The following is a 24536-nucleotide window of genomic DNA, read 5'->3' on the forward strand; positions in this document are numbered from 1 at the left end:
TCGTTACATTAGCGTCGACCGAAGTTCTCTGATAACCAATCCCCTCCTCTTCTCCCCTCTTCTAGACACAACGCATGAGCGATTCCGAATCGACGGGCGGCGAGTTTGAACGCGAACCGGCGCCCGAGAGCTCCTTGCTCGGCTTCAAGAGCTTTGTCGGCATGTACGCCGGCGAGCACTGCGCCGGCACCGAGCTGATGCTCGGGCCGCTGTTTGTCGCGGCGGGCGTCAGCGCGTTCGACCTGATCGTGGGCCTGCTGATCGGCAACGCGCTGGCGGTGCTCAGCTGGATGCTGCTGTGCGCCCCGATCGCCACCCGCGCCCGCCTGACACTGTACTACCAGTTGGAGAAGATCTGTGGCCGCCACCTCGTGACGCTGTACAACGTTGCGAACGGCGTGGCGTTCTGCTTCCTGGCGGGCTCGATGATCACGGTCTCCGCGACGGCGCTCGGCGTGTGGTTCAAGTTCCCGATGCCTAGCCTCGGCGACACCTACCCGACCTCGGTCAGCTGGGTGGTGGCCGTGGCGGCGCTCGGCGTGGTGGTCAGTATTGTGGCGGCCGCCGGCTACAGCATGGTGGCCCGCTTCGCCAACATCGCGGCGCCCTGGATGGTGCTGGTGTTCCTGGCGTTCGGCCTGATCGGCCTGCGTGAGTTCATGAACGAAACGGGGACCGAGGTCAACTCGCTCGCGTCGTTCTGGGAGCTCGCCAAGAACGACATCTGGAAGGGCGGCGATCCGATCGGCGACCAGTCCAAGTTCACCTTCTGGCACGTGATGTTCTTCGGCTGGTTCTGCAACATGGCGATGCACGTCGGCATGAGCGACCTGTCGGTGTTCCGTTTCGCCAAAAAGTCGTGGTACGGCCTGGCGACCGCCTCGGGGATGTACGTAGGGCACTTCATGGCCTGGATCAGCGCCTCGATCCTGTACGCCCTGCAGCTGCACCGGAACCCAGAGAACACCGACGTGCTGCCCGGCCCGCTGGCCGACAGCGCCGCCGGCGTGGCGGGCCTGATCTGTGTGATTATCGCCGGCTGGACCACCGCCAACCCGACCATCTACCGCGCCGGCCTGGCGTTCCAGTCGATCATCCCCGGCGCCTCGCGGTTCTGGGTCACGGTCGGCACCGGCCTGATCGTCACGGTGGTCGGCATGTTCCCGGGCGTGGCGATGGGCCTGCTCGGCTTTGTCGCGATCTACGGCCTGATCCTCATGCCGATGGGCGCGGTTATCTTCTGCGACTTCTGGCTGCTGCCGAGGCTCGGCCTGCGGTCCTACTACGCCGAGTACGCCCGCATCCCGTTCAACTGGGCGGCGGGTGCCGCGTGGCTCGGCACGCTCGCCATCTGCGTCGGCCTGGTCAAAGGCCTCCCCGACGTGACGATCGGCGGGGTCCGCGTGTTTGAAATCTACTTCGTCGCGTTGCCCGGCTGGTTCATCGCCTCGGCGATCTACATCGGCCTCAGCAAGGTCCTGCAGCAGTCCCCCGCCGGAGAAGCAGCATGAGAACTATCGCCCGCGTTGTCGGCCTGGTTGCCCTGCTCGGCACCATCGCTCCCCCGGCCGCCTACCTGTCCGGATCGATGAGCCTCGAGAGCATGAAGACCTGGCTGCTGGTGTTCACGGTCGTCTGGTTCATTGTGGCGCCGGTCGCCGACCGCCAGACCAAGCTCGAAAAGATCGTCGAGGAGTCCGGCGGCGAAGTCGTGCCGTAGCCGTCAGGTTCCGAATCGATCCTTCCGCTTGCTGAGCGGCGCTGACCGTTCCTCGCTTCGGCTGCCTACCACAGCTGCTTAGGGTACTTCCCCTCCTCAACGAGTGAACCGATCCGCCGCTGCGCGATCGGCAGGTCCTCCTGGTAGGTCATGCCGCACCACCGCTCGGCGGTCTTGAACACGCGCACGGTCATCAGGCCGTCGTCCATGATCTGCCGCGTGACGGTGGGAATCTCGTACTCCTGCTTCGCCTCGCGGGGGCTGTCGAGGAACGCGTGGAAGCGTTTCTCTAGCTCGCCGAACACCTCGGCCGGGTAGCCCCACAGGTTCATCGACACGGTGGTGTCACCGCTCAGGCGCAGCTCCTCGCCCTCGGCCGCGTGGTACACGGCGTCGTCGCCGGCGCGGGCGATGCTGTGCCGCTCGGTGATGGTCGACAGGGCGCCGTCGGGGGTCACCTCGCACACGCCGCGGCTCACGGTGCCGTGGTCCGAAAGCGTGTTGCGCAGCTGGTAGCCGATCATCGCCCCGGCCATCGGCTGCTGGCCGCCCACGCCCTGCAGGAACCCGCCCATCTCGGCCAGGGCCGACGGGCCGTAGAAGTCGTCGGCGTTGATCACCGCGAACGGCCGGTCGATCAGGTTCTTGGCGCACAGGACCGCGTGCCCGGTGCCCCACGGCTTCTCCCTCTCGACCGGCAGGTGGGCGGCGGGCACGCCGCTCTCGAGCTCCTGGAACGCGAAGTCGATCGGCGCCGCGCCGCGGGCCCGGTCGACGAACTTGTCGCGGAACTGCTGCTCGAACTCCTTGCGGATCACCAGCACCACCCGGCCGAACCCGCCGGCCAGCGCGTCGGCGATGGAGTACTCCATGATCGCCTCGCCGCCGGGCCCAACCGGCGCCAGCTGCTTCAGCCCGCCGTACCGCCGGGCGGCGCCCGCCGCCATGATCAACAGGACCGGTCCGTCTGGGTTGTGTGGCACTTGGGTCTCTCTGGGTTGCGGTTGTTTTTAGTGTCGGAGCCCACATTCTCGCCGCCCCCGCCGCAGCGCCAAGAGCAGCCAGCTTGCGGCCCGGGGCCGAATGAACGAAGATCGCAGAAACCCCGCCGCCCTCCCCTCTCCCCTTCCTCTGCATGCTGGCCCGCGCAACAACCTGGTGGACAATCCTGCGGATCTGCCTGGAGGAGCGTCTGGTCTACCGGGGCGACTTCATCCTCGGCACGCTGATGCGGTTCCTGCCGATCGTCACGCAGATCTTCCTGTGGACGGCCGTGTTCGCGTCGGTCCGGGGCGGCGACATCCGCGGCTACAGCAGCCACGACGTCATCGCGTACTACCTGCTCACCATGGTCAGCCGCGCGTTCAGCAGCATGCCGGGCCTGGCGTCCGGCATCGCCCGGCAGGTCCGCGAGGGCGAGATCAAGAAGTTCATGATCCAGCCGATCGACCTGCTGTCGTTCCTGCTGCTGGCGCGGATCGCCCACAAGCTCGTCTACTACATCGTCGCGGCGATCCCCTTCGCGCTGGTGTTCTGGCTCTGCGGCGACTACTTCCCCCCCTGGCCCGAGCCCACCCAGGCGCTGGCGTTCGTGGCGTCGCTGATCATGGGCTTCTTGCTCGGGTTCTACCTCGAGGCGACCATCGGCATGCTCGGCTTCTGGTTCCTGGAGGTCAGTTCTCTGCTGTTCGTGTACATGCTGTTCAACTTCTTCTTCTCCGGGCACATGTTCCCGCTGGACTTCCTGTACGGGTTCCTGCCGGACTGGCTGGCCAAGGTGGTGATGCTGCAGCCGCTGCAGTTCCTGGCGTACTTCCCGTCGGCCGTGTGGCTCGGCAAGGTGCAGGGCTGGGACCTGGCGCTCGGCCTGATGCTGCAGGCCGCCTGGGTGCTGTTCTTCATCGGGGCCAGCCGCTGGGCCATGAACGCCGGCTACCAGCGGTACAGCGGTTACGGAGGGTAGACGATTGCAGATTGCAGATTGCAGATCGCGGATTAGCAAGCGTACGGCGCCGTTCGGGACGCTCCGCTCGCGCGCCCCGGGAGGCCGCCCGTGACCCGCCAATCCGAAATCCGCAATCCCAGATCCCAGATACTCCTGTACCCCAAGCTGTTCCTGACGTTCGCGCGCAACAGCCTGATCCGGGACATGACGTTCCGCTCCAACTTCCTGATCGAGATGGTCAGCAGCATGACCTGGATGGTCATGAACCTGGGGTTCTACGCGCTGGTGTACGGCCTGCTGGGCGAGAACTCGTCCGGGCCGGCGACCATCGAGGGCTGGACCAAGTACGAGTTCTTCGTGTTCATCGCCACCACGATGTTCGTCAACAGCCTGGTGCAGGCGTTGTTCATGCCCAACGCCCAGGAGCTGAGCGAGCTGGTCCGCACCGGCGGGCTCGACTTCGTGCTGCTCAAGCCGGTCGACGCGCAATTCATGCTGTCGATGCGGAAGATCAGCTGGTCGTCGCTGGGCAACTTCTTTATCGCGTTGATCCTGCTGGCGTACTCGCTGAGCCAGCTCGAGGGCCGGCCGGCCAGCGTGTGGTCGTTCGTGCTCTACCCGGCGTACGTGATCGCCGGCGTGGCGATCCTGTACAGCATCATGATCACGCTGGCCGCCACCAGCATCTGGCTGGGCCGCAACCAGTCGCTGTACGACTTCTGGTTCTACATCACCAACTTCTCCCGCTACCCGATGGAGATCTACCAGGGCCCGGTCGGCGACCCGCTGCAGTTCGTGTTCACCTACATCGTGCCGATCCTGATCGTGATCAACGTCCCCGCCGGGCTGATGGCCAAGCCGCTCGACCCCAAGTACGCGCAGCTCGCCCTCTACGGCGCCGCCGCCACGGCCGTGGCGCTGATCTTCAGCCGCTGGATCTTCCAGCGGGCGCTGTCCAGCTACCGCAGCGCCAGCAGCTGACGCGGGTTGTGCCCGATTTGTTTTGTCCGAAAACACGCGCGGAGCGGACAAAACTCCGGGGGCATTTCCCCCTCTCGTCACATTTCACGCTTGTATTGCAGTGTCTGCCGTGCGAAGGCGGGAATGCGACCCAGGGTTTTGTCCGTTTCTGCGCGCAAGCAAGGCCAATAAGGGACAAAACCCCTTCGCGCGACCGTCGGCACGACCGCGCAGCAGAGAACAGCGGCCCAAGCCGCCATCGCGGCCGCCGACTAAGTTCACGCCAGTGCACCACCCATTGGACCACTCTAGGTGGCCGGTTTCTATGACGAAACGGTGTGATCGTCGTTAACGAGCAAGCGAACGGCGACCGCCCGCGGGCTAGAGCTCGTCATCGCGGGGGAGCGTGAACGGCTCGGAATAGATCGAGTCTTTCTGCAGCAGCGTCCCCCGGCGCAGCGCAGAGGGGATCATTCAGCTGCGTTAGCGAGGGAGCGACCTGTTCCGCGCCGCACGAAGGACACACGACGCGCCCGCCGCACTGGCCCACAGTAAACGGGATAGCCCCGCCGCACCCACAGTGCAGAAAGTGGTGAGTTCCAACACCCATCGTGCCTATGATACCTTGCAGCCGCGTCTGAATTTGAATCGCCGCCCCGAATCAACCCGATGCCTCTGCCCCACCTCCACCTGCTGCCCGGTATGCACGGCACGCCGGAACTGTACCGGCCGTTCACCGACGCGCTGGGCAATGCGCCGCACACCGCCACGCACTACCCGGACGATTGCTCGCCGACCGCCGAGTCGGTCCTGGCGGCCATCGCCGACAGCACACCCACGGACCGGCCGTACGTGCTGCTGGCCGAGTCGTTCTCCGGCATGTTCGCGGCGCTCTACGCGGCCACACGGCCGGACAACCTGGTCGGGCTGGTGCTGGTCAACACATTCCTGAAGCTGCCGATGGGGCCGCTGACATGCGGCGTGACCCAGGTGAAGGTGCGGCCGCCGTGGGTGCTGTCCAGCCTGCTGCTGGTAGACGGCGACTCCAGCCCAGAGCTGCGCGACCTCACCCGCTCGATCGTCGGCCGGCTCGACCCCCGGCTCGTGGCGGGACGCTTCCGCCTGCTCTACCGCACCGACGCCACCCGCCGGGCGGCCCGCATCACCGCGCCGACACTGGTGCTGCACGGCGCCAATGATGTGTTTGTCTGGCCGTACAACTCGCGGCGGATCGAGCGCCACATCCCGGGCAGCCAGCGGGTCAAGCTGCCCGGTCCGCACCTGCTGGTGCAGACCCATCCGCAAGAGTCGCTGCGGACGATTGAGCAGTGGTGGGAGCGTCACGGCATCGTTCAGTCCCCTCCCCCGCAGGGGGAGGGACTCATTGCCGGCGGACCTACTGCTTGAGGGCCTCTTTCACCAGGTCGACCGGCAGCGCGTGCGCGGTGTGGCCGTCGCGGCCGGTGGTGGTGGTCGCCTGGAGCAGCGCGTTGTAGATCGCCTCCTCGGTGGCGTCGGCGGTCGCCTCGAACAGCGGGGTGAGCCGCGACTCCTCGACAACCAGCGTCGCGCGGGTAACGCCGGCCGGGTCGTTCGGGATGCGGACCGACTCGTGGGTGGAGAACGCGACCACGTAGTCGCCGCTGCCGTGCGAGAAGTTGGCGCCCGTGCGGGCCATGCCTACCAGCGCACGGCGGGCGAGCCGCTTGAGCTGCCGCGCCGAGAGCGGCGCGTCGGTCGCGACAATCATCATGCAGGACCCGTACTCGACCGGCGGCTCGGCCGGTTCAAACCGGGCGTGGGCGGGCGGCGGGTCGATGGGATGGCCGGCGATGGTGAGCCGGCCGCCGAAGTTGGTCTGCGTCAACACCCCGACCGTGAACCCTCCCGCGTCGGCCGGCAACACGCGGGACGAGGTGCCGATGCCTCCCTTGTAGCCCATGGTTGTCGTGCCGGCGCCGGCGCCGACGCAGCCCTCGGCGACCGGCCCCCCGCGGGCGGCGTCGAGCGCCTGGGCAAAGTGCCCGGCGGTCAGCGGCCGCGAGCGGATGTCGTTGAGCCAGCCGTCGTTGGTCTCGCCGACGACCGGGTTCACCGACCGCACCGCTTCGTTGCCCGGCGCGGCGAGGGTGCGGTCGACGAGCGCGGCGGCCGCCTCCCACACGTTGAGCGTGTTGGTGAGCAGGAGGGGCGTCTCGAGCTGGCCGAGCTCGTCCACCTGCGTGACGCCCACCAACTTGCCAAAGCCGTTGCCTACCGCCACCGCGGCCGGGACCTTGCTCTGGTAAAGATCGCCCGCGTGGGGAATCACGGCGGTGGCGCCGGTGCGGAGCGAGTCGCCCTGGTTGAGCGTGGCGTGCCCCACCCGCACGCCGGCGACGTCGGTGATCGCGTTGTGCCGGCCCGGCTCGAACCGCCCCGGCGTGACGCCCAGCTCGCGTGCACGGGGGCGTTGCGCGGCCGTAGGTTCAGTGACGAGCAACCCGGCGATGGTAATCAGCACGATTCGTGAGCTAGAGCGGGGCATGCCTCTGCTTGTGGGTTAGTGCTTGCGGAAGATGAAGTACGCGGCGGCAGCGATGCAGAGCGACGCCCACAGGTAGTCCCAGGTCAGCTTGTGCCGCAGGTAGAGGACCGCGAACGGCGCGAACACCGACAGCGCGATCACCTCCTGCAGCACCTTCAGCTTGCCGACGTCCATCACGGTGTAGCCGATCCGGTTGGCCGGCACCTGCAGCAGGTACTCGAACAGCGCGACGCCCCAGCTCGCCAGCGCGACCAGCAGCCACGGCTTGCCGCTCATGCCACGCAGGTGGCCGTACCAGGCGAAGGTCATGAACACGTTGCTGCAGACCAGCAACAGGACGGTGGAGAGGTAGGGCGACACGGCGACGGTGCGGGAGGGGGCGGGGCGAGGACCGCTCCGTTGTAGCGTCGGCGGCCGCCGCCCGCTACTCGCCGATCACGGTCACCACGATCCTCCGCCGGCGGGGGTTCACGTCGCACTCCAGGTGGATGACCTGCTGCCAGGTCCCCAGCACCGGCGCGCCGTGCGCCACCGGAAAGCTGAACGAGTGCCCCAGCCAGGTCGCCTGCAGGTGCGAGTGGGCGTTGCCGTCGTGCCACGCCTGCTCGTGCCCGTAGTCGCGGCCGGGCGGGATGAGGCGGTCGAGCAGCTCGGGCAGGTCGGCCGCCAGGCCGGGCTCGAACTCGATGGCCGCCACCACGCCGGTGCTGCCGACATTGAACACTTGGGCCGTGCCGGTCGTGACGCCCGACGCGGCCACCACCTTGCCGACCCGCTCGGTAAGGTCGTGCATGTCGCGGTGGCCGCTGGTCTCGATGATGAACTCTTCTTGGTGGACCATGCTGCGCCGCTCCTATCCGGCCAAGCCCAGTGTTGCTCGTAGCCCCCGGCTCTGCCGGGGGATCGCGTTGGCGACACGTCGCGCTGAGTAGTCATCCCCCGGCGGAGCCGGGGGCTACGGGTCGCCCGGTTGCTTGCGTTAGCCTCGCCGCGGTCAGGGCCGCGTCAGCACGCTGGTCACGTCGTGCTTCTCGGCGTGCGCGCGGAGCTCACGCGGCAGCGGGAACGACACGCTCTCGGTGCGGATCACCTGCGGCTCGACGGTCGCGCCGTAGCGGTCCGCCAGGAAGTCGAGGCACTCGTTAACCACGGTTTCGGGTGCGCTCGCGCCGGCGGTCACCAGCACGGTCTCGACGCCGTCGAGCCAGGCGGGGTCGATGTCGCCGGCGCCGTCGATCAGGTGGGCGGGCGTGCCGCACTCGACCGAGAGCTCGGCCAGCCGCGCGCTGTTGGAGCTGTTCTGGCTGCCGAGCACCAGCGTCAGGTCCGCCTGGGCGGCCAGCTTGGCGACCGCCTCCTGGCGGTTGGAGGTGGCGTAGCAGATGTCGGACTTCGGCGGCGCGGCGATGTGCGGGAAGCGTTCGCGGAGCCGCTGGATGATGCGGTTGGCGTCGTCGACGCTGAGCGTGGTCTGGGTGAGGTACGCCACCTTGGTCTCGTCGGCCACCTCCAGGCGGTCGACGTCTTCGGGGGTCTCGACCAGCAGGGTCGCCTCGGGCGCCTCGCCCATGGTGCCGATCACCTCGTCGTGCCCCTCGTGGCCGATCAGCAGGATCGTGTACCCCTGCTTGGCGTACTTGATCGCCTCGAGGTGGACCTTGGTGACCAGCGGGCAGGTGGCGTCGATCGCGGTCAGGTTCCGCTCACGGGCGGCCTGGCGGATCTGGGGCGACACGCCGTGCGCCGAGAAAAGCAGCGTCGAGCCCTCGGGCGCGTCGTCCACGTCATCCAGGAAGGTGACGCCGCGGTCGCGGAAGTGGGACACCACGTACCGGTTGTGGACGATCTCGTGGTAGACGTAGATCGGCGGGCCGAAGGAAGCCAGCGCCAGCTCCAGCGATTCGATCGCCATATTCACGCCCGCACAGAATCCACGCGGGCTCGCCAGCAGCACCTTCATACGTCGTCGCACGCCTCGGTCAGCGTCCAGTCGGGGGAGGTCGCGACACACGTGTGCCGCCTGCCCCCATTGTAGGCCGGCGGCGGCAAGCGAGAAACCGGAGGCCGCAGGGCGTTCTAAGACCCTCTACGCCCGGTCGAACGGGTCGGCCGCCGGTCGCGTCGGCGCGGGGAAGCGGCGTTCCAGTTCAGCGAGCTGGTCGTCCAGGTCCTGGGCGAAGTCGCTGTAGGATTCAAGGGGAAGCAGGATCGGCTGGAACCACTCCTGCTCGAGGTCAACGAGCGGGTGGTCCTGCTCTTCGGGGAGGGGCTGGGTAGTCATGACGTCCTCTTGCCTGCTGTTCGCTAGACCATTCCGGCTTCAGTCCGTGGCGTGACTGACAGGGGGGAACCGGTGCGGTCCGTGTTCTTATACGCAGGACAGGGCGCGATGTTTCCGGGTTCGGGGCGGAATTCAGGTTGTTCCGGCGGGCGGGAGAACCGCACCAGAACTTTCCGCGTCCGACGGGAAGATTGCACGCCCGCCACACGAATATCATAGTTGGCGCGCGGAGACCGCCAACTAGAAATCCGGGGGCTGTGGGGCTAGGGCCGGGCGTCGCCGCGTTCCCGCAGGCGGTCGGTGCGTCCGCGCTGGAGCTGCCGTGCCGCGCGGCGCAGCTCGCGTGGGTCGAGCTGGCCGTCGGCGTTGGCGTCGAGCCGCTCGAACCGCCGCTGCAGAGCGCCGGTCGCTTCGGAGGCCTGGATCATGCCGTCGCCGTTGCGGTCCATGGCGGCGACTACCCGCCGCGGGTCCGGCTGCGCCGCACCCGGCTTTGTCGGGGCCGGGCCGTCGGCCTGCCGCCGGGGAGCGCGGTTGTCGGGCGCGTCGGCGCCCATCATCATCGCGTCGTCCATCTGGCCCGCGTCGCTCTTGTCGCGCTGGCGTGACTCCGTCAGCGCGAGCAGCCGGGCCGCGCGGCGGGCCTGGGACTGGAACTCCGCGAGGGTGACATCGCCGCTGTTGTCACGATCGGCGGCGCGGACCAGCCGTTCTAGCTGGTCGCGGTACTGCTCGGGCAGCTCGGCTGGCTCGAGCCGGCCGTCGCCATTTGCGTCGAGCTGCTTGAACAGGTCCTCCATCCGCGGCCCGCTGGCCAGCGCGTCACGCCGGTTGGGCGCCGAGTCGAACCGCTTGGCGTCGTCGCCCTGCTCGGCCGCGATCCGCTTCAGCTCGCGTTGGACGTCCCACCGCTCGCTGCGGGCGATGCGCACGGCGGCCTGCGTCGCCGGGCGGGCGGCCTGGATAAGCTCGCGGTAGATGATGATGTTGTTGTCGTCCTGGTCGACGACCCGGGCCAGCTGGTCGTACGCGTCGGCCAGCTGCGTCGGCGCTTCCGCCTTGGTCAGCATGCCGTCGCGGTTGGCGTCGAGCTTCAGCAGGAGCAGCCGCAGCGCGTCGGCGCCCGGGTTGGAGTCGACAGGCTCATCGACGATCGGCTTGGGGGGCTCGCTGGGGGTGAGTCCGGCGGCGAACTCGGCGGGCGTGAGCCGGCCGTCGCCGTCCTGGTCGGCGCGGCGCAGCAGGCGGTCGAACAGCCGGCGGTGCTCGGCGTCGACCTCCGCTGGATCGAGCACCTGGTCTGAGTTCCCGTCCAGGCGGGCGAAGAGTTGGTCGCTCGCCTGATCGGCCGACGCGGTGAGGGCGGACAGGAGCAGGCACCCGGCCGCCAGGCGTGTGGTTCGTCGCATTGCGGTGCTCATACCAACGACTCGCTTGGTCGATAGACAATTGGTGGAGGCGCGCGAACCGTCGGCCCGCCGCCCTCTTCCATTGTAACCCCCTACGCCGTTGCGGGTTCTGACTGCTAGCGGGCGCCCGCCCGATCCGCCTTCCGCGCTCGCGGCGTTTCCCGTACATTCCCCGGGTTTCCCAGCTCTCCCGGACCCGTCCGCCATGGCCGACTTCAAGACGCACGTCACGTTCAGCAGCGTGCTGGGCTGCGGCTACGCGTTCGCCGGCATGACAGCGGGCGTGGACATGAGCACCTCGCTGGTGGCCGGCGGGCTGTGCGGCGTGTCGGGCATGCTGCCGGACGTGGACAGCGACTCCGGCATCCCCCGCCGCGAGACCATGGGCTTCGCGGCCGCCATCGTGCCGATGCTGATGGTCCACCGCTTCCAGGAGTTCAACCTCACCCACGACCAGATGGTGCTGTCGGCCGCCGGGCTGTACTTCGGCATCCGGTTTGGTCTGTCGAAGCTGATCGGCCGCTTCTCCGTGCACCGCGGCATGTGGCACAGCATCCCCGCGGCGCTGATCTTCGCGGGGCTGGCGTTCCTGATCACCGGCACCAACGACCTGTCGCTCAAGTACTTCAAGGCGTTCGCCGTGTTCCTGGGGACGATGAGCCACCTGGTGCTGGACGAGGTGTACAGCGTCGACACGCGCGGCGTGGTGCCACGGTTCAAGAAGTCGTTTGGCACCGCGGTCAAGTTCTGGGGCAAGAGCCCGTGGGCCAACTTCTCGACCTACGCCAAGCTGATCGCGGTGATGGCCGTGATCTTCGGCGACACCGCCGTCCGCCAACGCTTCCGTGAGAACCACCCCGAGGCGGCCGGCAAGATCCAGGCGCTGCGCGAGGAGGTCCGCGGCTTCGCCCAAGAGCACGTCCCCAGCCTGCCGCAGCAGGGCCAGCAGCCGTGGGGCCAGGCCGCCGCTGAGAAGCTGGGGTGGGGCCAGTCCAACCAGGGCCAGCCCAATCAGGGTCAGGCCGGCTGGGGGGCGGCGCCGCAACAGCCGTCGCAACCGGCGTGGGGGCAGCAGCCCCACCAACCACGCCAGCCCTTCGCGCCGATCACCCCCGCCCAGCCGCAGGGCGGTTTCACGCCCAACAACGGCGGCTACGCCCCACCGCCGCCGCGGTACAACTACCAGTCGCCCACCGCGCAGCAGCCGGGCTACGGCGGCGGGTGGAACCAACGGTAGTCGATAATCGGGTACAGGCAAGTCGCATTCCGACAAGCGCCTCGGGCTAACCGGCCGCGTACGTCGAGCCAGTCCCCGTTTCTCAACGCGCGTGAAGCCGAGGGTCTACGGCCATTGGACACCCCGGGTGAACGCTCCTCTGCGGCGACGGAACTGCACTAGTTCTCCGACGGATGTAATCCGTCGGCTGGTGCGATGGATGCGGCTAGGTGGCGTCGGTTTTGAAGCTGACCGATCCTTGCCGCTCGATCGACAGCACGCCGTCCCAGCTCTCTGGCGGGCCGTCGGCGCCGCGGACTACCTCGCGGAGGAACACCGAGCACGGGTCGTCGGGCGGCGTCTGGGAGAGCAGGTCCGCGGCGGCGGTCCAGTCGCCCTGCTCCAGCGCCGCGACCGCGGCGTCGTACGCCTGGCGGTGCGCGGTCGGCAGCGGCGCGGCTGACTCGAGCGTGTACACGCCCACCGCCGAGTCCACGCCCGGCGGGCGGAAACGGCCCAGGCGGCGCAGCGACTCGCCGCCCAGCGGGCCACGGGCCGCGTCGGCGGTGGCCTCGTCGAGCAGGATCGGCACGCCCACCTGCTTGGTCAGGTCCTGCAGCCGCGACGCCAGGTTCACCACCGGCCCGAACACGCCGACCTTGATCTGCTCCAACGCGCCGATGCGGCCGGCGATCGCCTGCCCATGGCCCACGCCGATGCCGACGCGGAAGCCGTACAGCGGGTCGGCCGGGTCCGCCTGCGCGGCGGCGAAGGTCTGGCTGATGGCGGCCGCCGCGCGGCAGGCCAGCAGGGGGCCCTCGTCGTTGTCGCTGGGCCAGCCCCAGAAGCCCAGCGCGGCGTCTCCCTGGAAGTCGGCGATCACGCCCTCGTACTTCAGGATGCTGCGGGTCATGGCGCTCAGCGCGTGGCTCACCTGGTCCAGCAGCGCGTGCAGGTCGCCGGCGGCCTCGACCTTGCGGCTGAAGCCGCGCACGTCGCAGAACAGCACGCTCACCGGCCCGCTGCGGGGGGCGAGCGCGTCGTCCAGCGAGCGGTCGGCTAGCTGCTCGATCACCGCGGGCGAGAAGAACTGCCGCATCTGCCGCCGCTCTTGTTCGAGCGACCGCACCTGCCGCACCGAGCCGAGGAACCGCGCCACCAGCTCGGCGGTGCGCAGCTCGCCGATCAGGTCCTGGGGCGAGCCGACCTCGCGCAGGCCGGCGAACCGCCGCTGCCCGCTGACGTACAGGCACCACCACTCGCCGGGCCCGACCGGGATCGGCGTGCAGAAGGCCCAGTCGAGGTCGTTGTTGAGGGTGAAGTTATCGTCGACCTCGCTGTCGTCGGCCCACAGGTGCACCACGCTCTGCTGGCGGTCGAGAGCCGCGGCGATCAGACGCCGGCTGGGGCGGAACCGGACGACCGACGCGTCGCGGCAGTCCCACCGCATCAGCGAGGCGTCGGCCGTGGGGTCGCCGGTCGGGCCGCCCGCGGGGCTGTCGAACTGCATCACCGCGGCGGCCGCCGCGCCGCGGATGGTGTCCAGCAGCAGGTCGACCACCTGCTCGGCCAGGTGCGCGTCGTCGCGGCTCTGGGCGATCAGCTCCGGCATCTTGCACAGCGCGTGCAGGCAGCTGGCGGGGTTGCTGAACCGCTCGGAGGTGAGCACCTCGTCGCCCAGCACGTGCTCGGCCACGACCGGCTGGCCGTCGTCGGTCGGCTCGCCCGACTCGAAGAAGAAGTTGGTCTCGCCGATGCGGAACTGCTGCCCGGGCGAGAGCGAGAACTCGCTCGAGGGGCGGTCGCCGTGGAAGATTGGGTTGCGGGCGGTGGGCAGCGCCGTGACGACCAGCCGCCCCGCTTCCATCCGCAGCTGGGCGTGCTCGCGCGAGATCAGTCGGTCCCACGGCGTGGCGCAGCCGCTCCGGGGCGCGCGGCCCAGCAGCACCTCCTCGCCCTCGGCGAGCACGAACCGTGACTGCTGGTTCGAGCCGCCGCCGATCGCCACTAGTTCAGCCATGCGATAGCAACACGCCTGCAGAGAGAAGACTCAGGGGGACTCAACAATCAGCGTAACGGGGCCGTCGTTCGTGAGCGAGACCTCCATGTGCGTGCGGAACCGCCCGGTCCCGACCGTCACGCCGTGCGCCCGCACCGCGGCGACGAACTCCTCGTAGAGCCGCTCGGCAAGTTCTGGCGGGGCGGCGTCGACAAAGCTCGGCCGGCGGCCCTTCTTGCAGTCGCCGAACAGCGTGAACTGGCTGACCACCAGCATCTGGCCGCCAACTTCGAGCAGCGAGCGGTTCATCTTGCCATCGTCGTCCTCGAAGATCCGCAGGCCGACCAGCTTGTCGGCCATCCAGCGGACGGCCGCCGCGTCGTCGCCGTGGCCCACGCCCAGCAGCACCATCAGGCCCGCGTCGACGGCGCCGACCGTTTCCCTCTCGACCACCACCGCCGCCGAGCTGACGCGTTGCACTACCGCTTTCAAGTCTTCTGGGCCTGGGCTGAGGGGATAGGGAACCGGCCGCCCGCGGGTTACCATGAGGGGCTTGCCCCTATCCTACCGCACCCGGGTCGCCGCACGAAGCCGATGCCGCCGATTGTCCTGTTAGCGTACTACTGCGTGGCGATCCTGCTTGCCTCGGTGCTGGGCGGGATGCTGCCGGGCTGGCTGCGGCTGACGCACCGCTGGATGGAGTGCGCGGTGAGCCTGGTCGCCGGCGTGATGCTGGGCGTCGCGCTGCTGCACCTGCTGCCGCACGCGCTCGACACGGCCGCCGCCACCGGCAGCGGCCCCAACCGCTTCCTCGGCCCGCTGCAGTGGGCGCTGGTCGGATGGCTGGCGATGTTCTTCGTCGAGCGGTTCTTCTGCTTCCACCACCACGACCTGCCCGACGACGACCACGACCACGACCACGCCGGCCCGATCGCCTGCGAGGAGCACGGCCACGCCCACAGCGACCACTCGCACGACCTGTCGTGGGGCGGCGCCATCTTCGGCCTCACGCTGCACAGCGTGCTGGCGGGCGTGGCGCTGGCGGCCAGCGTGTTCCACAACCAGACCGGCGGCGCGTGGGCCGGGCTGGGCGTGTTCGTCGCGATCGTGCTGCACAAGCCGTTCGACTCGATGACCATCGCGATGCTGATGGCCCGCGGGGGCCGGTCGGCGACCGCGCAGGCGGCGGCGAACGCGGCGTTCGCGCTGGCGGTGCCGCTGGGCGCGGTGCTGTTCTACCTCGGCGCCGTCAACGGGCACGAGGCGGCCAACGCCGCGGCCGGGTCGGCGCTGGCGTTCAGCGCCGGCATGTTCCTGTGCATCTCGATGTCCGACCTGCTCCCCGAGCTGCAGTTCCACCACCACGACCGCTTCAAGCTGTCGGCCGCGCTGCTGCTCGGCCTGGCCGTGGCGTGGGTCGCCTGCCGGTTCGAGCAGCACACGCACGGTCCGGTTGAGCCGGGCGGCGGATTGGGCGCCGCCGCCGTCACTGCAGAGCCGAGCTAGCTACTCGTAGCTCCAGCGGCACTCGTAGATGTTGCCGATCGGCGGGTTGACCGCCGACCAGCCGATCAGCGAGCCGTAGGGGTGGTCGATCTTATAACGCGAGTCGAGGATGGTCGGCGCCTCGCTGCGGTCGGCGGGGTACTGGACAAGGTTGTACGTACGGTACGGGCGATCTTCCGGGAACAGCATCCACATCGACACCAGGTCGGTCGTGAGCCGCGTTGCAAACTGGACGCGGGACCTGTCCTGGGGGACGTCGACCAGCAGCTCCAGCTCAAGGACTACTGGCTCGCCGACCGTCACGTCCTGCAGGTCGAACTCGAATTCGTAGGGCGTTTTCTCTACGCCGCGTTCTGCAAACTTCTTGGTCACCCTGCGGATGGTGACCGCACGCGCGCCGGGCGGCTGCGCGAACTCTACCTGGTCAGACGCCAGCGGCATGAACAGCGTCACGCGGCGGTCCCCCTGGTACGAATCCTTCAAACGCAAGCGGACGCGGTCGTGCAGGTACACCCTGCCCCTCCGATCGGCGTCGCGTTCCAGCGGGCGCCAGCCCCGCAGATCGATGATCCGGCTGTGGCTGAGGACCTCCAGGCCGTCGTAGTCCAACGGCGCGCGCTCAGCGGCGTCGCCCACGGGCAGCGTGTCCCAGTCCGTTTGCGGCCTTTCGGTCACGAGTTCCAGCACGCGACGGATGTCGGGGTCGCCCTGGGCGATGGCGTCGTTGACGGTTGTGAGGGTCTGGGCGCGGTCGTACAGCTGGTAGACCTTGAGCGGGAGGTAGACCAGCAGCAGGGCGGCTACCGCAAGGTACAGGTACGACGGCCAGTCACGCGGGTCCAGCAGCCGCGACCAGACCCGCCTGACCGCCGAACCACGCAGCCTCCGCGCGATCTCTGTCGGCGCCGAGGCGCCCACCCCCGCGGCACGGCGCGGCGTGTCTACGCCGGGCAGCCGCTTGTCGGCGACCGGCGCCCACCCTTGTGATGCGGCAACCGGCTCGGAATCCGGGCCGGCGTGCTCCCGCCACACCTTGTGGGCTACCTCGTAGCCGTGCTGCGCCAGCGCGTTGACCTCTTCGTCGGAGAATCGGTCAAGGTCGGTGCGGATCGACTGCACCTCGGCCTGCACAACCGGGTGCAGGCAAGGTTGCTCGTCCTCGTCAACCATCTCGGTGATCGGCACGAAGACGAACCCGTCCTGCTTGCCAAAGTTCTCCCGCTCCAGCTGCCAGACCCGGTCCCACAGGATGTCCGTCGCCCGCACCGACTGGCCGATGAACCCCAGCGCGGTGTCGCTGAGAATCTGGAACGGCTTGCCCGCGTCGCTGACCACCACCTGCTCCAACTCCTGCCCGTTCTTCTTGAGCCACGAGAACGCGCGGATCCCCAGGTTGTCGAACACGCCGCCGTCGGTGAAGTATTCGGTGGGGAACTCCCCCTCGCGGACGCCCAGGTCGGCGGCCGTTACTTCCACCGGCGGGAACAGGCCGGGGAACGCGGACGACGCGCCCACCACGCGGGGGATGCTCGCCATGCGGGCGGGCACAAACTCGAACCGCACCTCGCCGCCTTCCGGGCGCTGCTGGATGTACAGCCCGTCGCGGTTAAACACGGACAGACCGCCGTTGCTGACGTTGGTCGCCAGCATGTGCAGCATCGGCTGCGCGGGCAGCTCGTACAGGCAGCGGTCGCCGTACAAGCGTTTCTCGTAGCAGTGTTCGAGGATCGCGTTAGGCGTAAGGTTGCGCACTTCAAGACGCGTCAGCTTCGCCAGCAGGCGCAGCGGGTACTGCAGCGGCAAGCGACGCACAATAAAGTTTCGCACGTCCGACTGCACGAACCGCACTACCTCGGCGGCGGCCTCGTCGAACTGCTCGTCGCCCCCGTTGTAGCGGTCCCAATTCAGCACCAGGTGGGCCGCCAGGATGCTGCCGCCCGACACCGACGCGACATCCGTCACGTGCTGCAACTGGCCCGCGTCCCTAAGGAACCGGACCACCCCCAGATGGAACAACGTTGCGCGGTACCCTCCCCCTGATAGCGCTAGGCCCAGCTTAGGCATTGAAATAGTTCCTCAAGCTGCACGAGATTGGTGATCTTTGGAAAGTGAGTCCCCTTTCTGTAGTCTAGTTCAACGCTGCTGGCGATCGAAGAAAACCCGCACCGCGGGCTGGTTGAGGGGTCAGGGCCGCTCCGCTGCCCAGCCGGAAATGAGGTGATCGGCGGCAGGAACCTCTGCGAAAACTCCCCGCCAAAACGTTCGGAACTTCGGTACAATGGATGGTTTCGGATCTGATTGACGGCGATTCCACCGCGAGAGCCCCCTATGACCAAAGCACCGCTGCTCATTCTGCTTCTCAGCCTAGGGACCTACTGCACGGCCGCCACAGCCGACGACGCGGCCTCCAACGACCCCGCCTACTGGGAGTTCGCCCCCACGCCGCCGATGGGCTGGAATAGTTGGGACATCTTCGGCACCACCGTCACCGAGCAGCAGACCAGAGAGCAGGCCGACGCGATGGCCGAGCACCTGCTGCCCGCCGGCTACGACGTGCTGACCGTCGATATCCAGTGGTACGAGCCGAACTCCGTGGGCCACGTGTACCGCCCGGGCGCCGAGCTGACGATGGACAGCCACGGCCGCCTGACGCCGGGCCTGAAGAAGTTCCCCTCCGCGGCCGACGGCAAGGGCTTCAAGCCGCTGGCCGACTACGTGCACTCCAAAGGGCTGCGGTTCGGCATCCACATCATGCGGGGCATCCCCAAGCAGGCGGTCAAGGCGAACACGCCCGTGCTGGGAACGGACGTCCGCGCGCAGGACATCGCCGTGACCAGCTCGACCTGCCCCTGGAACCCCGACATGTACGGCGTCGACGCGACAAAGCCGGGCGGCCAGGCGTACTACGACTCGCTGTTCGCGATGTACGCCGACTGGGGCGTCGACTACGTGAAGGTCGACGACATCTCCCGCCCGTACGACGAGGTGCAGCGCGCCGAGATCGAGGCGATCCGCAAGGCGATCGACAAAACCGGCCGGCCGATCGTGCTGAGCCTCTCGCCCGGCGCGACGCCGGTTGCCGCCGGGCCGCACGTGATGCGGCACGCCAACCTGTGGCGGATCACCGACGACTTCTGGGACCGCTGGGGGCTGCTGCACGCCATGTTCGAACGCGTCGACGCGTGGACGCCCTACCGCCGGCCCGGCGCATGGCCCGACGCCGACATGATCCCCCTGGGCTACGTCGAGTTCGGCCGCCCGACCAAGTTCACCGCCGACGAGCAGCAGACGCTCATGACGCTGTGGAGCATCGCCCGCTCGCCGCTCATCTTCGGCGGCGACATGACCCGCCTGGACGAGCCGACGCTCGCGCTGCTCACCAACGCCGAGGTGCTGAAGGTCAACCAGGCGAGCACGCGCAACCGCCAGGTGTCGCGTGAGAAAAACCTGATCGTCTGGACGGCCGACGCGGAGAACGGACGCGACAAGTACGTGGCCCTGTTCAACGCCCAGAGCAAGGGCGACTCCATCGACTTCGGCGACGCCAACTACACCAGCCCGGTCATCGCCGGCCGTGGCAAGTCGCAGGAGGTGGAGGTGTCGGTCGAGGGGGGCAAGCGGCTGGTGCTGTTCGTTAAGGACGGCGGCGATGGCTTCTCGTACGACCACGCAGCGTGGGTCGAACCCACGCTGCACGGCCCCGACGGCGACCTGCCGCTCACCGACCTCGAGTGGAGCCACGCCTCGGCCGGCTGGGGCGAGACCCGCGTCGACCGCACCTGCGAGGGCCGCCCGCTGCGCGTCAACGGCGAGCCCGCCAAGGGGATCGGCACGCACGCCGAGTCGACCATCATCTACGACCTGCCCGACGGCTACGACCGCTTCACCGCCACCGGCGTGATGACCCACCGCGGGTCGGCCGTGTTCGGCGTGCTGGTCGACAAGGGCGAGAACGGCGTCGCCGACGCCGCGGAGGTCGCCGTGCCGCTCGCCGAGCTCGGCATCACCGGCAAGGCGGCCGTGCGCGACCTGTGGAGCGGCGAGGACCTCGGCGAAGTCGAGGGCGCGTTCAGCCGCTCGCTCCCGCTGCACGCGGCCGGGCTGTACCGGTTGTCGCCGGTTGGGGAATGAACGCCGCGTCGGCCCTAATCAGTTTCGACCGCCGACCGACGCCCTTTCACGGATTGCTTCCACATCCCGCTTGGGAGGGTTGCCGAAGTGCCGTTTGTACTCGCGGCTAAAGTGGGAAGCGTCCTCGTAGCCGACGGAAAACCCCGCCTGGGCGGCGTCCAGGTTCTCGCTCACCATCAGCCGGCGGGCCTCTTGCAGCCGCAGGTTCTTCTGGAACTGCAGCGGGCTCATAGCCGTGACGTTCTTAAACTGCGCGTGGAATCCAGACACACTCATGCTTAGCTGCTTCGCCACCCCCTCCACCCGCAGCGGCTTGTCAAAGTTGTTGCGGATGGTCTCGATCGCCTCGGCGATGCGGTGCGAGTGGCCGCCGAGCTTCGCGAGGTGGCGCAGGCGACCGCTCTGCGCGCCCACCAGCAGCCGGTAGACGATCTCCCGCGTGACGAGCGGAGCGAGAACCGCGTACGCGTCCGGCTGTTCGGTGAGTCGCACCAGCCGCAGCACCGCGTCAAGCAGGTCGCCCCCCAGCGGGCTCACGTCTACGGCCCGCTGCCCGGCGTCCGCTTGCGGTTCGACAAGTCCCGACTCGACAATGACGGAGGTCACCATTGCGGGGTCGAGCACCAGGCGGAAACTGAGGTAGGGTCGCTCGGGCGACGCGTCGACCACCTCGCCGGTGAGCGGGAGCCTCAGCGTCGTGATCAGGTAGTGCGCCGGGTCGTAGCGGAACGCCTCGGCCCCCAGCATGATCTCCTTGCTGCCCTGGGCAATCACGCAGAACGATGGCTCAACCAGCGCGTGCACCCTCTGGCCGGCCTGGCTGCCACGGTTGAAGAACAGGCCGGGCTGCACCTCCAGCCGACCGTCTTCGGCGTGCCGGGCGGCGATCCGGTCCGCCAGTTCTTGGGTATCATCCTGCACCCGGTCGGTGGCGGCGCTTGGTAGATCCTGGTTCATAACTGCATCGTAACGCGGCGAAACGCGGAGTGCACATCTGAAGCCGACGGATAGAGGATCATTATAGTTTCGGCGAGGATCGTTCTACTCCTTCTCCTGGTGTATCGCGTAAGATCCAAGTTGCTGTGCTAACAAGCGATTGTGGCGTTCCTCTGGATCGCTGTATTTTTCTACCACCGGACTGGGTGGTTGCCGCGCGATCTCAGATCACGTCTGACCCACCAAGCCGCCCCACCTGGAACCAGGAGTCAGCCGATGACCCGCCCCGCCCTCTGCCTAGCGTTCTGCATGCTCGCCACCCCGTCGCTCGCCGACTCGGCCGCGGGCGGCGACTGGCCCCAGTGGCAGGGCCCCAACCGCGACGCTGCGTCGGCCGCGACCGGCCTGCTGCAGGAATGGCCCGAGGGCGGACCCAAGCTCGCCTGGCAGGTCGAGGAGCTCGGCGGCGGCGACAGCGCGCCCGCCATCGCCGACGGGCGCCTGTACGGCATGAGCAACCGCGGCGACGAAGAGGTGGTGTGGGCGCTCAACGAGTCCGACGGCAGCCCGCTGTGGGCCAGCCCGCTGGGGCCGGCGTTCGATCAGCGGTTCCCCCAATCGAAAGAAGGCCCCGGCTGCACGCCGACCGTCAACGGCGACCGCCTGTACGTGATTGGCATGGGCGGCACGGTCGCCTGCCTGCGGGCCGCCGACGGCGAGGTGCTGTGGCGGCGGAGCATGACCGAAGAGTTCGGCGGCGTCGTGCCGGCCTGGAGCTACCGCGAGTCGCCGCTGGTCGACGGCGGCCGCGTGATCTGCACGCCCGGCGGCAAGGACGCGACGATCGCCGCGCTCGACAAGCTGACCGGCGAGACGATCTGGACCACGGTCGTCCCCGAGGCCGAGAAACCGGCGGGCGACGGGGACGAGCAGGAGGGCGGGCGGCGTCGCCGGCGCGGTTTCGACCTCGGCCCGCCGTCTGGCGCGGCGTACTCTTCTCCGATCGCGATCGACTTCGACGGCCGGCGGCAGTACCTGCAGTTCACCGGGCTGGCGCTGGTCGGCGTCGATGCGGAGGACGGCCGCCTGCTGTGGCGGTACGACCACCCGGCCAACGCCATGCGGATCAACTGCTCCACGCCTATCTTCCATGATGGCCTGGCGTTCGCCGCTTCGGCCTACGGGACCGGCGGCGGCGCCGTGCGGCTCAGCCCCGACGGCCAGGGCGGCGTCGAGGCCGAGGAGGTCTACTTCTCGTCCAACATGCAGAACCACCACGGCGGGATGCTGGTGATCGACAACGCGCTGTACGGCGCGAACGGCGGCAACGGCGGCGGGTTCTTGGCCTGCCTGGACTTCCCGTCCGGCGAGCTGCTGTGGCGCGACCGCGACGCGCCCAAGGGCGCCCTGCTCTACGCCGACCGGCGGATCTATCTCCGCAGCGAGGACGGCGAGGTGCTGCTGATCGAGCCCAACCGCGACGAGCTGATCACCCATGGCCGGTTCGAGCAGCCGCAGCGCACCGACAAGCCCGCCTGGGCGCACCCGGTGGTCGCCAACGGCCGGCTCTACATCCGCGACCAGGGCCTGCTGCTCTGTTACGACGTCAGCGCGGCGGCGTCGGGCGGTTGATCGCCTGGAGGAAGGGCTGCGACGCGTAGCGGTGGCGCCAGCCGACTGCCTCAGCGGCTACATCGCCGACGATGCCAGCCACCCGACGTAGGCGACGTACAGGCCGAGCAATACGGCGCCCTCCCAGCGGTCGATCGTGAAGCGGGTGAAGAAGATCGGCAGGCAGAGGGCGGCGGCGGCCGTCATCACGGGCAGGTCGAATCGCAGCACCGCCGGCGCGACCGGCACGCCCGCCGGCGACGCCATGCCCGCGACGCCCAGCACGCACAGCAGATTGAACAGGTTGCTGCCGACCACGTTGCCGACCGCGATGTCCCGCTCGCCGCGGAGGCTGGCGACCACCGACGTGACCACCTCGGGCAGCGAGGTGCCGGCCGCCACGATCGTCAAGCCGATCAGCACCTCGCTGACGCCGGCGGCGGTCGCCATCGCGACGGCCGCGTCGACCAGCAGCCGGGCGCCGACGACCAGCATGCCGAGCCCAATAACCGCTGCAGCCGCCGCCTTCAGCATCATCCGGCCCGCGCCGGCCTGATCGGAGTCTTGTTGCGCTAGTGTCAGCGACTCCTGCTTGCCGATGCGTAGCAGCGCGACCGTGTACGCTGCGAACAGCGACGCCAGCAGCAGCCCGTCGGCCCGGCTGATCACGCCGTCGCTGGCCAGCCACCACGCCAGCACCGACGCCACAACCATCACGGGGACGTCCAGCCGCACGAGCTGCGACGAGACCGCCAGCGGTGCGATAAGCGACGCCACACCCAGGATAGCCAGCACGTTGAACGTGTTGCTGCCGACCACGTTGCCCAGCGCCACGTCCGCCTGGCCGGACACCGACGCCTTGACGCTCACCGCCAGCTCCGGGGCGCTGGTGCCGAACGCCACCACCGTCAGCCCGATGACCAACGGTGACAGGCCCACCGCGGCGGCCAGCCGGCTGGCGCCACGCACCAACAGCTCCGCCCCCGCGATCAGCAGCGACAGGCCGCCCAAGAATTGCAGCGTTACCATGCCTCAAATTAGCACGCCGACCGGGCCGGACGAAGAGCCCCGCACATAGATTATTAGACCGCCCGCGGCCCCGGCTCTGCCCACCACCGCGGGGTAGCAGACCAGCCCAAAACGAAACTCGGCGGGGACGAGCCCCGCCGAGTCGAGTCGTTGAGAATCAGTGCGCCAACACGGGACAGGACTCCCGCCGGCGGTTGGGGCTACGCCATCGCAAGCTGAGAGCTAGCGGCGCGGTGCTGACCGCGGACCCACTCCACCACGCGCCAGTCGATCCAGCGGCGGTCGGGGTCGTCGCCGAAGCGGCCGAAGAAGCCGAGGTGACCGCCGCCCTTGGTGACCACCACCTCGATGGCGCTGCTGAGGCTGAACGCCGAGAGCGCGTCGGCCGGGATGACCGGGTCGTCCGCGGCGGCGATGATCTGCGTCGGCAGCTTGATGCGGCCGAGCCGGGGACCGGCGCTGGCGTGGTTGTAGTACTCCTCGACGCTGGCGTAGCCGTGCAGCGGCGCGGTGATCTGCTCGTCGAGCTGCCGGATGTGCCGCGGCACCCGTGACGTGTCCACGTACGGCGGGTCGGGCATCGTCTCTAGGCGGTGGGTGATCTGCTTCCACATCATGCGCGCGAAGTGGCGTGAGTACGCCCTGCCGGCGCCGCGGCTGAACGACTTGTCGACCGCGTGCAGGTCGACCGGGGGGCAGACCGCCATCACGCTGTGCAGCGTGCCGCAGCGTTGTTCGGCCAGCTCGCCGGCCAGGTTCAGCGCGAGCGACCCGCCGAGCGAGTAGCCGATGAGGTGCAGCGGCGAGCGGGGCGCCAGCTCGCTGACATGCTCCACCACGGCGCGGACGTCATCCCAGCTGCCGCAGTGGGCGCCGCCGCGGGCGTAGGGCTCGCCGGCGCCGCAGCCGCGGAGGTCCATGCGGAACGTGCGGACGCCCTCGGCGTTGAGCTTCGCCGCGGCGCGTTCGACGTACGGGCTGGCGTGCGAGCCGCCCAGGCCGTGCACCAGCAGGGCCGAGGGGCTGGCGTCGTTCCAGCCGCGGGGGCAGTCGTCGTGCACCATCAGCCGGTCGCCGTCCTCCAGGTCCACCAGCCGGCGGACCGCCTTGTACGGGCCGGCCTCCCAGGGGAACAGCGCCGCAAACAGGGTCTGGGCGTTGCCGCCCCAGACCAGCGGGTGGGGGCGGAATCGTTGCAGCAATCGCGAAGCAGCTACCAAGGGACGTCTCTTCCTCTGTTGGACCTCTGAAGATGCTAGCTGGAAC

Annotated in this window: 22 protein-coding genes; 9 read left to right on the forward strand and 13 right to left on the reverse strand. The window is 68.8% G+C overall.

The features are described from left to right. The first annotated feature begins 74 nt into the window (after positions 1 to 74). Positions 75 to 1511, forward strand: coding sequence for a purine-cytosine permease family protein (locus tag KOR34_RS16500; RefSeq protein WP_146566208.1), 1437 nt, complete (start codon positions 75 to 77; stop codon positions 1509 to 1511). Continuing rightward, positions 1508 to 1720 carry a hypothetical protein gene (locus tag KOR34_RS16505; RefSeq protein WP_146566210.1) on the forward strand — a complete coding sequence of 71 codons (213 nt, stop codon included), beginning with the start codon at positions 1508 to 1510 and terminating at the stop codon, positions 1718 to 1720. The genes KOR34_RS16500 and KOR34_RS16505 overlap by 4 nt, the downstream gene beginning before the upstream one ends. A 65-nt stretch (positions 1721 to 1785) precedes the next feature. On the opposite strand, the gene KOR34_RS16510 is transcribed toward KOR34_RS16505, so the two are convergent. Next, a complete protein-coding gene (locus tag KOR34_RS16510; protein ID WP_146566212.1) occupies positions 1786 to 2703 on the reverse strand; it encodes an NTP transferase domain-containing protein in 918 nt (305 codons plus the stop codon). Between the two features lie 152 nt (positions 2704 to 2855). Here KOR34_RS16510 and KOR34_RS16515 point away from each other — a divergent pair, with 152 nt between their 5' ends. From KOR34_RS16515 to KOR34_RS16525, 3 genes are all read left to right on the forward strand, one after another. Further along, complete coding sequence (locus KOR34_RS16515) at positions 2856 to 3683, forward strand: ABC transporter permease (protein ID WP_146566214.1); 828 nt, start codon at positions 2856 to 2858, stop codon at positions 3681 to 3683. 90 nt (positions 3684 to 3773) lie between these two features. Then, the gene (locus tag KOR34_RS16520) at positions 3774 to 4646 is read left to right on the forward strand and encodes an ABC transporter permease (protein WP_228714670.1); all 873 of its coding nucleotides are present in this window, start codon (positions 3774 to 3776) and stop codon (positions 4644 to 4646) included. 648 nt (positions 4647 to 5294) lie between these two features. Then, entirely contained in the window at positions 5295 to 6032 is a 738-nt protein-coding gene (locus tag KOR34_RS16525) for an alpha/beta fold hydrolase (RefSeq protein WP_146566216.1), read from the forward strand. Here the strand turns inward: KOR34_RS16525 and KOR34_RS16530 are convergent. From KOR34_RS16530 to KOR34_RS16555, 6 genes are all read right to left on the reverse strand, one after another. Further along, positions 6022 to 7152, reverse strand: coding sequence for a DmpA family aminopeptidase (locus tag KOR34_RS16530; protein ID WP_146566218.1), 1131 nt, complete (start codon positions 7150 to 7152; stop codon positions 6022 to 6024). The two genes, KOR34_RS16525 and KOR34_RS16530, sit on opposite strands and share 11 nt — an antisense overlap. A 15-nt stretch (positions 7153 to 7167) precedes the next feature. Further along, a complete protein-coding gene (locus KOR34_RS16535) occupies positions 7168 to 7512 on the reverse strand; it encodes a DMT family protein (RefSeq protein ID WP_146566220.1) in 345 nt (114 codons plus the stop codon). A 64-nt stretch (positions 7513 to 7576) separates the two neighbouring features. Next, positions 7577 to 7993 (reverse strand): secondary thiamine-phosphate synthase enzyme YjbQ, encoded by a 417-nt coding sequence (locus KOR34_RS16540; RefSeq protein WP_146566221.1) that lies wholly within the window; start codon positions 7991 to 7993, stop codon positions 7577 to 7579. A gap of 153 nt (positions 7994 to 8146) precedes the next feature. Next, positions 8147 to 9112 (reverse strand): 4-hydroxy-3-methylbut-2-enyl diphosphate reductase, encoded by a 966-nt coding sequence (gene ispH, locus KOR34_RS16545; protein ID WP_146567254.1) that lies wholly within the window; start codon positions 9110 to 9112, stop codon positions 8147 to 8149. A 126-nt stretch (positions 9113 to 9238) separates the two neighbouring features. After that, entirely contained in the window at positions 9239 to 9433 is a 195-nt protein-coding gene (locus KOR34_RS16550; RefSeq protein ID WP_146566223.1) for a hypothetical protein, read from the reverse strand. A 263-nt stretch (positions 9434 to 9696) separates the two neighbouring features. Beyond that, positions 9697 to 10842 carry an EF-hand domain-containing protein gene (locus tag KOR34_RS16555; RefSeq protein WP_197531502.1) on the reverse strand — a complete coding sequence of 382 codons (1146 nt, stop codon included), beginning with the start codon at positions 10840 to 10842 and terminating at the stop codon, positions 9697 to 9699. 205 nt (positions 10843 to 11047) lie between these two features. On the opposite strand from KOR34_RS16555, the gene KOR34_RS16560 reads away from it, so the two are divergent. After that, positions 11048 to 12079, forward strand: coding sequence for a metal-dependent hydrolase (locus tag KOR34_RS16560; protein WP_146566227.1), 1032 nt, complete (start codon positions 11048 to 11050; stop codon positions 12077 to 12079). Positions 12080 to 12284: 205 nt separating this feature from the next. Here the strand turns inward: KOR34_RS16560 and KOR34_RS16565 are convergent, their stop codons facing one another. Continuing rightward, positions 12285 to 14078, reverse strand: a complete 1794-nt coding sequence (locus KOR34_RS16565; RefSeq protein WP_146566229.1) for an adenylate/guanylate cyclase domain-containing protein — start codon at positions 14076 to 14078, stop codon at positions 12285 to 12287. A 30-nt stretch (positions 14079 to 14108) separates the two neighbouring features. Further along, the gene (gene dtd / locus KOR34_RS16570) at positions 14109 to 14537 is read right to left on the reverse strand and encodes a D-aminoacyl-tRNA deacylase (RefSeq protein ID WP_315852860.1); all 429 of its coding nucleotides are present in this window, start codon (positions 14535 to 14537) and stop codon (positions 14109 to 14111) included. Between the two features lie 114 nt (positions 14538 to 14651). On the opposite strand from dtd, the gene KOR34_RS16575 reads away from it, so the two are divergent. After that, entirely contained in the window at positions 14652 to 15563 is a 912-nt protein-coding gene (locus KOR34_RS16575) for a ZIP family metal transporter (protein WP_146566233.1), read from the forward strand. Here KOR34_RS16575 and KOR34_RS16580 read toward each other — a convergent pair whose 3' ends face one another. After that, positions 15564 to 17627 carry a patatin-like phospholipase family protein gene (locus tag KOR34_RS16580; RefSeq protein WP_146566235.1) on the reverse strand — a complete coding sequence of 688 codons (2064 nt, stop codon included), beginning with the start codon at positions 17625 to 17627 and terminating at the stop codon, positions 15564 to 15566. It lies immediately after the preceding gene. 264 nt (positions 17628 to 17891) lie between these two features. Between KOR34_RS16580 and KOR34_RS16585 the strand changes: the two genes are divergently transcribed. Beyond that, positions 17892 to 19694, forward strand: coding sequence for an NPCBM/NEW2 domain-containing protein (locus tag KOR34_RS16585; protein WP_146566237.1), 1803 nt, complete (start codon positions 17892 to 17894; stop codon positions 19692 to 19694). Positions 19695 to 19712: 18 nt separating this feature from the next. On the opposite strand, the gene KOR34_RS16590 is transcribed toward KOR34_RS16585, so the two are convergent. After that, complete coding sequence (locus KOR34_RS16590) at positions 19713 to 20651, reverse strand: AraC family transcriptional regulator (protein WP_146566239.1); 939 nt, start codon at positions 20649 to 20651, stop codon at positions 19713 to 19715. Positions 20652 to 20906: 255 nt separating this feature from the next. Here KOR34_RS16590 and KOR34_RS16595 point away from each other — a divergent pair, with 255 nt between their 5' ends. Then, positions 20907 to 22262 (forward strand): PQQ-binding-like beta-propeller repeat protein, encoded by a 1356-nt coding sequence (locus KOR34_RS16595; RefSeq protein ID WP_228714671.1) that lies wholly within the window; start codon positions 20907 to 20909, stop codon positions 22260 to 22262. 57 nt (positions 22263 to 22319) lie between these two features. Here KOR34_RS16595 and KOR34_RS16600 read toward each other — a convergent pair whose 3' ends face one another. Both KOR34_RS16600 and KOR34_RS16605 read right to left on the reverse strand, forming a co-directional pair. Further along, positions 22320 to 23270 carry a calcium/sodium antiporter gene (locus KOR34_RS16600; protein ID WP_146566241.1) on the reverse strand — a complete coding sequence of 317 codons (951 nt, stop codon included), beginning with the start codon at positions 23268 to 23270 and terminating at the stop codon, positions 22320 to 22322. A 200-nt stretch (positions 23271 to 23470) separates the two neighbouring features. Then, positions 23471 to 24490 carry a YheT family hydrolase gene (locus KOR34_RS16605; RefSeq protein ID WP_197531503.1) on the reverse strand — a complete coding sequence of 340 codons (1020 nt, stop codon included), beginning with the start codon at positions 24488 to 24490 and terminating at the stop codon, positions 23471 to 23473. Positions 24491 to 24536: the final 46 nt, after the last annotated feature.

It is taken from the genome of Posidoniimonas corsicana (genome assembly GCF_007859765.1).
Classification (GTDB): Bacteria; Planctomycetota; Planctomycetia; order Pirellulales; family Lacipirellulaceae; genus Posidoniimonas; species Posidoniimonas corsicana.

Excerpts from the sequence above, each read along its gene's own strand:
- KOR34_RS16505 (WP_146566210.1), top strand. The coding sequence starts at position 1,508 with ATGAGAACTATCGCCCGCGTTGTCGGCCTGGTTGCCCTGCTCGGCACC.
- KOR34_RS16515 (WP_146566214.1), top strand. The coding sequence starts at position 2,856 with ATGCTGGCCCGCGCAACAACCTGGTGGACAATCCTGCGGATCTGCCTG.
- KOR34_RS16590 (WP_146566239.1), bottom strand. The coding sequence starts at position 20,651 with ATGAACCAGGATCTACCAAGCGCCGCCACCGACCGGGTGCAGGATGAT.
- KOR34_RS16600 (WP_146566241.1), bottom strand. The coding sequence starts at position 23,270 with ATGGTAACGCTGCAATTCTTGGGCGGCCTGTCGCTGCTGATCGCGGGG.
- KOR34_RS16540 (WP_146566221.1), bottom strand. The coding sequence starts at position 7,993 with ATGGTCCACCAAGAAGAGTTCATCATCGAGACCAGCGGCCACCGCGAC.
- KOR34_RS16580 (WP_146566235.1), bottom strand. The coding sequence starts at position 17,627 with ATGCCTAAGCTGGGCCTAGCGCTATCAGGGGGAGGGTACCGCGCAACG.
- KOR34_RS16565 (WP_146566229.1), bottom strand. The coding sequence starts at position 14,078 with ATGGCTGAACTAGTGGCGATCGGCGGCGGCTCGAACCAGCAGTCACGG.
- KOR34_RS16530 (WP_146566218.1), bottom strand. The coding sequence starts at position 7,152 with ATGCCCCGCTCTAGCTCACGAATCGTGCTGATTACCATCGCCGGGTTG.
- KOR34_RS16525 (WP_146566216.1), top strand. The coding sequence starts at position 5,295 with ATGCCTCTGCCCCACCTCCACCTGCTGCCCGGTATGCACGGCACGCCG.
- KOR34_RS16550 (WP_146566223.1), bottom strand. The coding sequence starts at position 9,433 with ATGACTACCCAGCCCCTCCCCGAAGAGCAGGACCACCCGCTCGTTGAC.
- KOR34_RS16560 (WP_146566227.1), top strand. The coding sequence starts at position 11,048 with ATGGCCGACTTCAAGACGCACGTCACGTTCAGCAGCGTGCTGGGCTGC.
- KOR34_RS16555 (WP_197531502.1), bottom strand. The coding sequence starts at position 10,842 with ATGCGACGAACCACACGCCTGGCGGCCGGGTGCCTGCTCCTGTCCGCC.
- KOR34_RS16595 (WP_228714671.1), top strand. The coding sequence starts at position 20,907 with ATGACCCGCCCCGCCCTCTGCCTAGCGTTCTGCATGCTCGCCACCCCG.
- ispH (WP_146567254.1), bottom strand. The coding sequence starts at position 9,112 with ATGAAGGTGCTGCTGGCGAGCCCGCGTGGATTCTGTGCGGGCGTGAAT.
- KOR34_RS16500 (WP_146566208.1), top strand. The coding sequence starts at position 75 with ATGAGCGATTCCGAATCGACGGGCGGCGAGTTTGAACGCGAACCGGCG.
- KOR34_RS16585 (WP_146566237.1), top strand. The coding sequence starts at position 17,892 with ATGACCAAAGCACCGCTGCTCATTCTGCTTCTCAGCCTAGGGACCTAC.
- KOR34_RS16575 (WP_146566233.1), top strand. The coding sequence starts at position 14,652 with ATGCCGCCGATTGTCCTGTTAGCGTACTACTGCGTGGCGATCCTGCTT.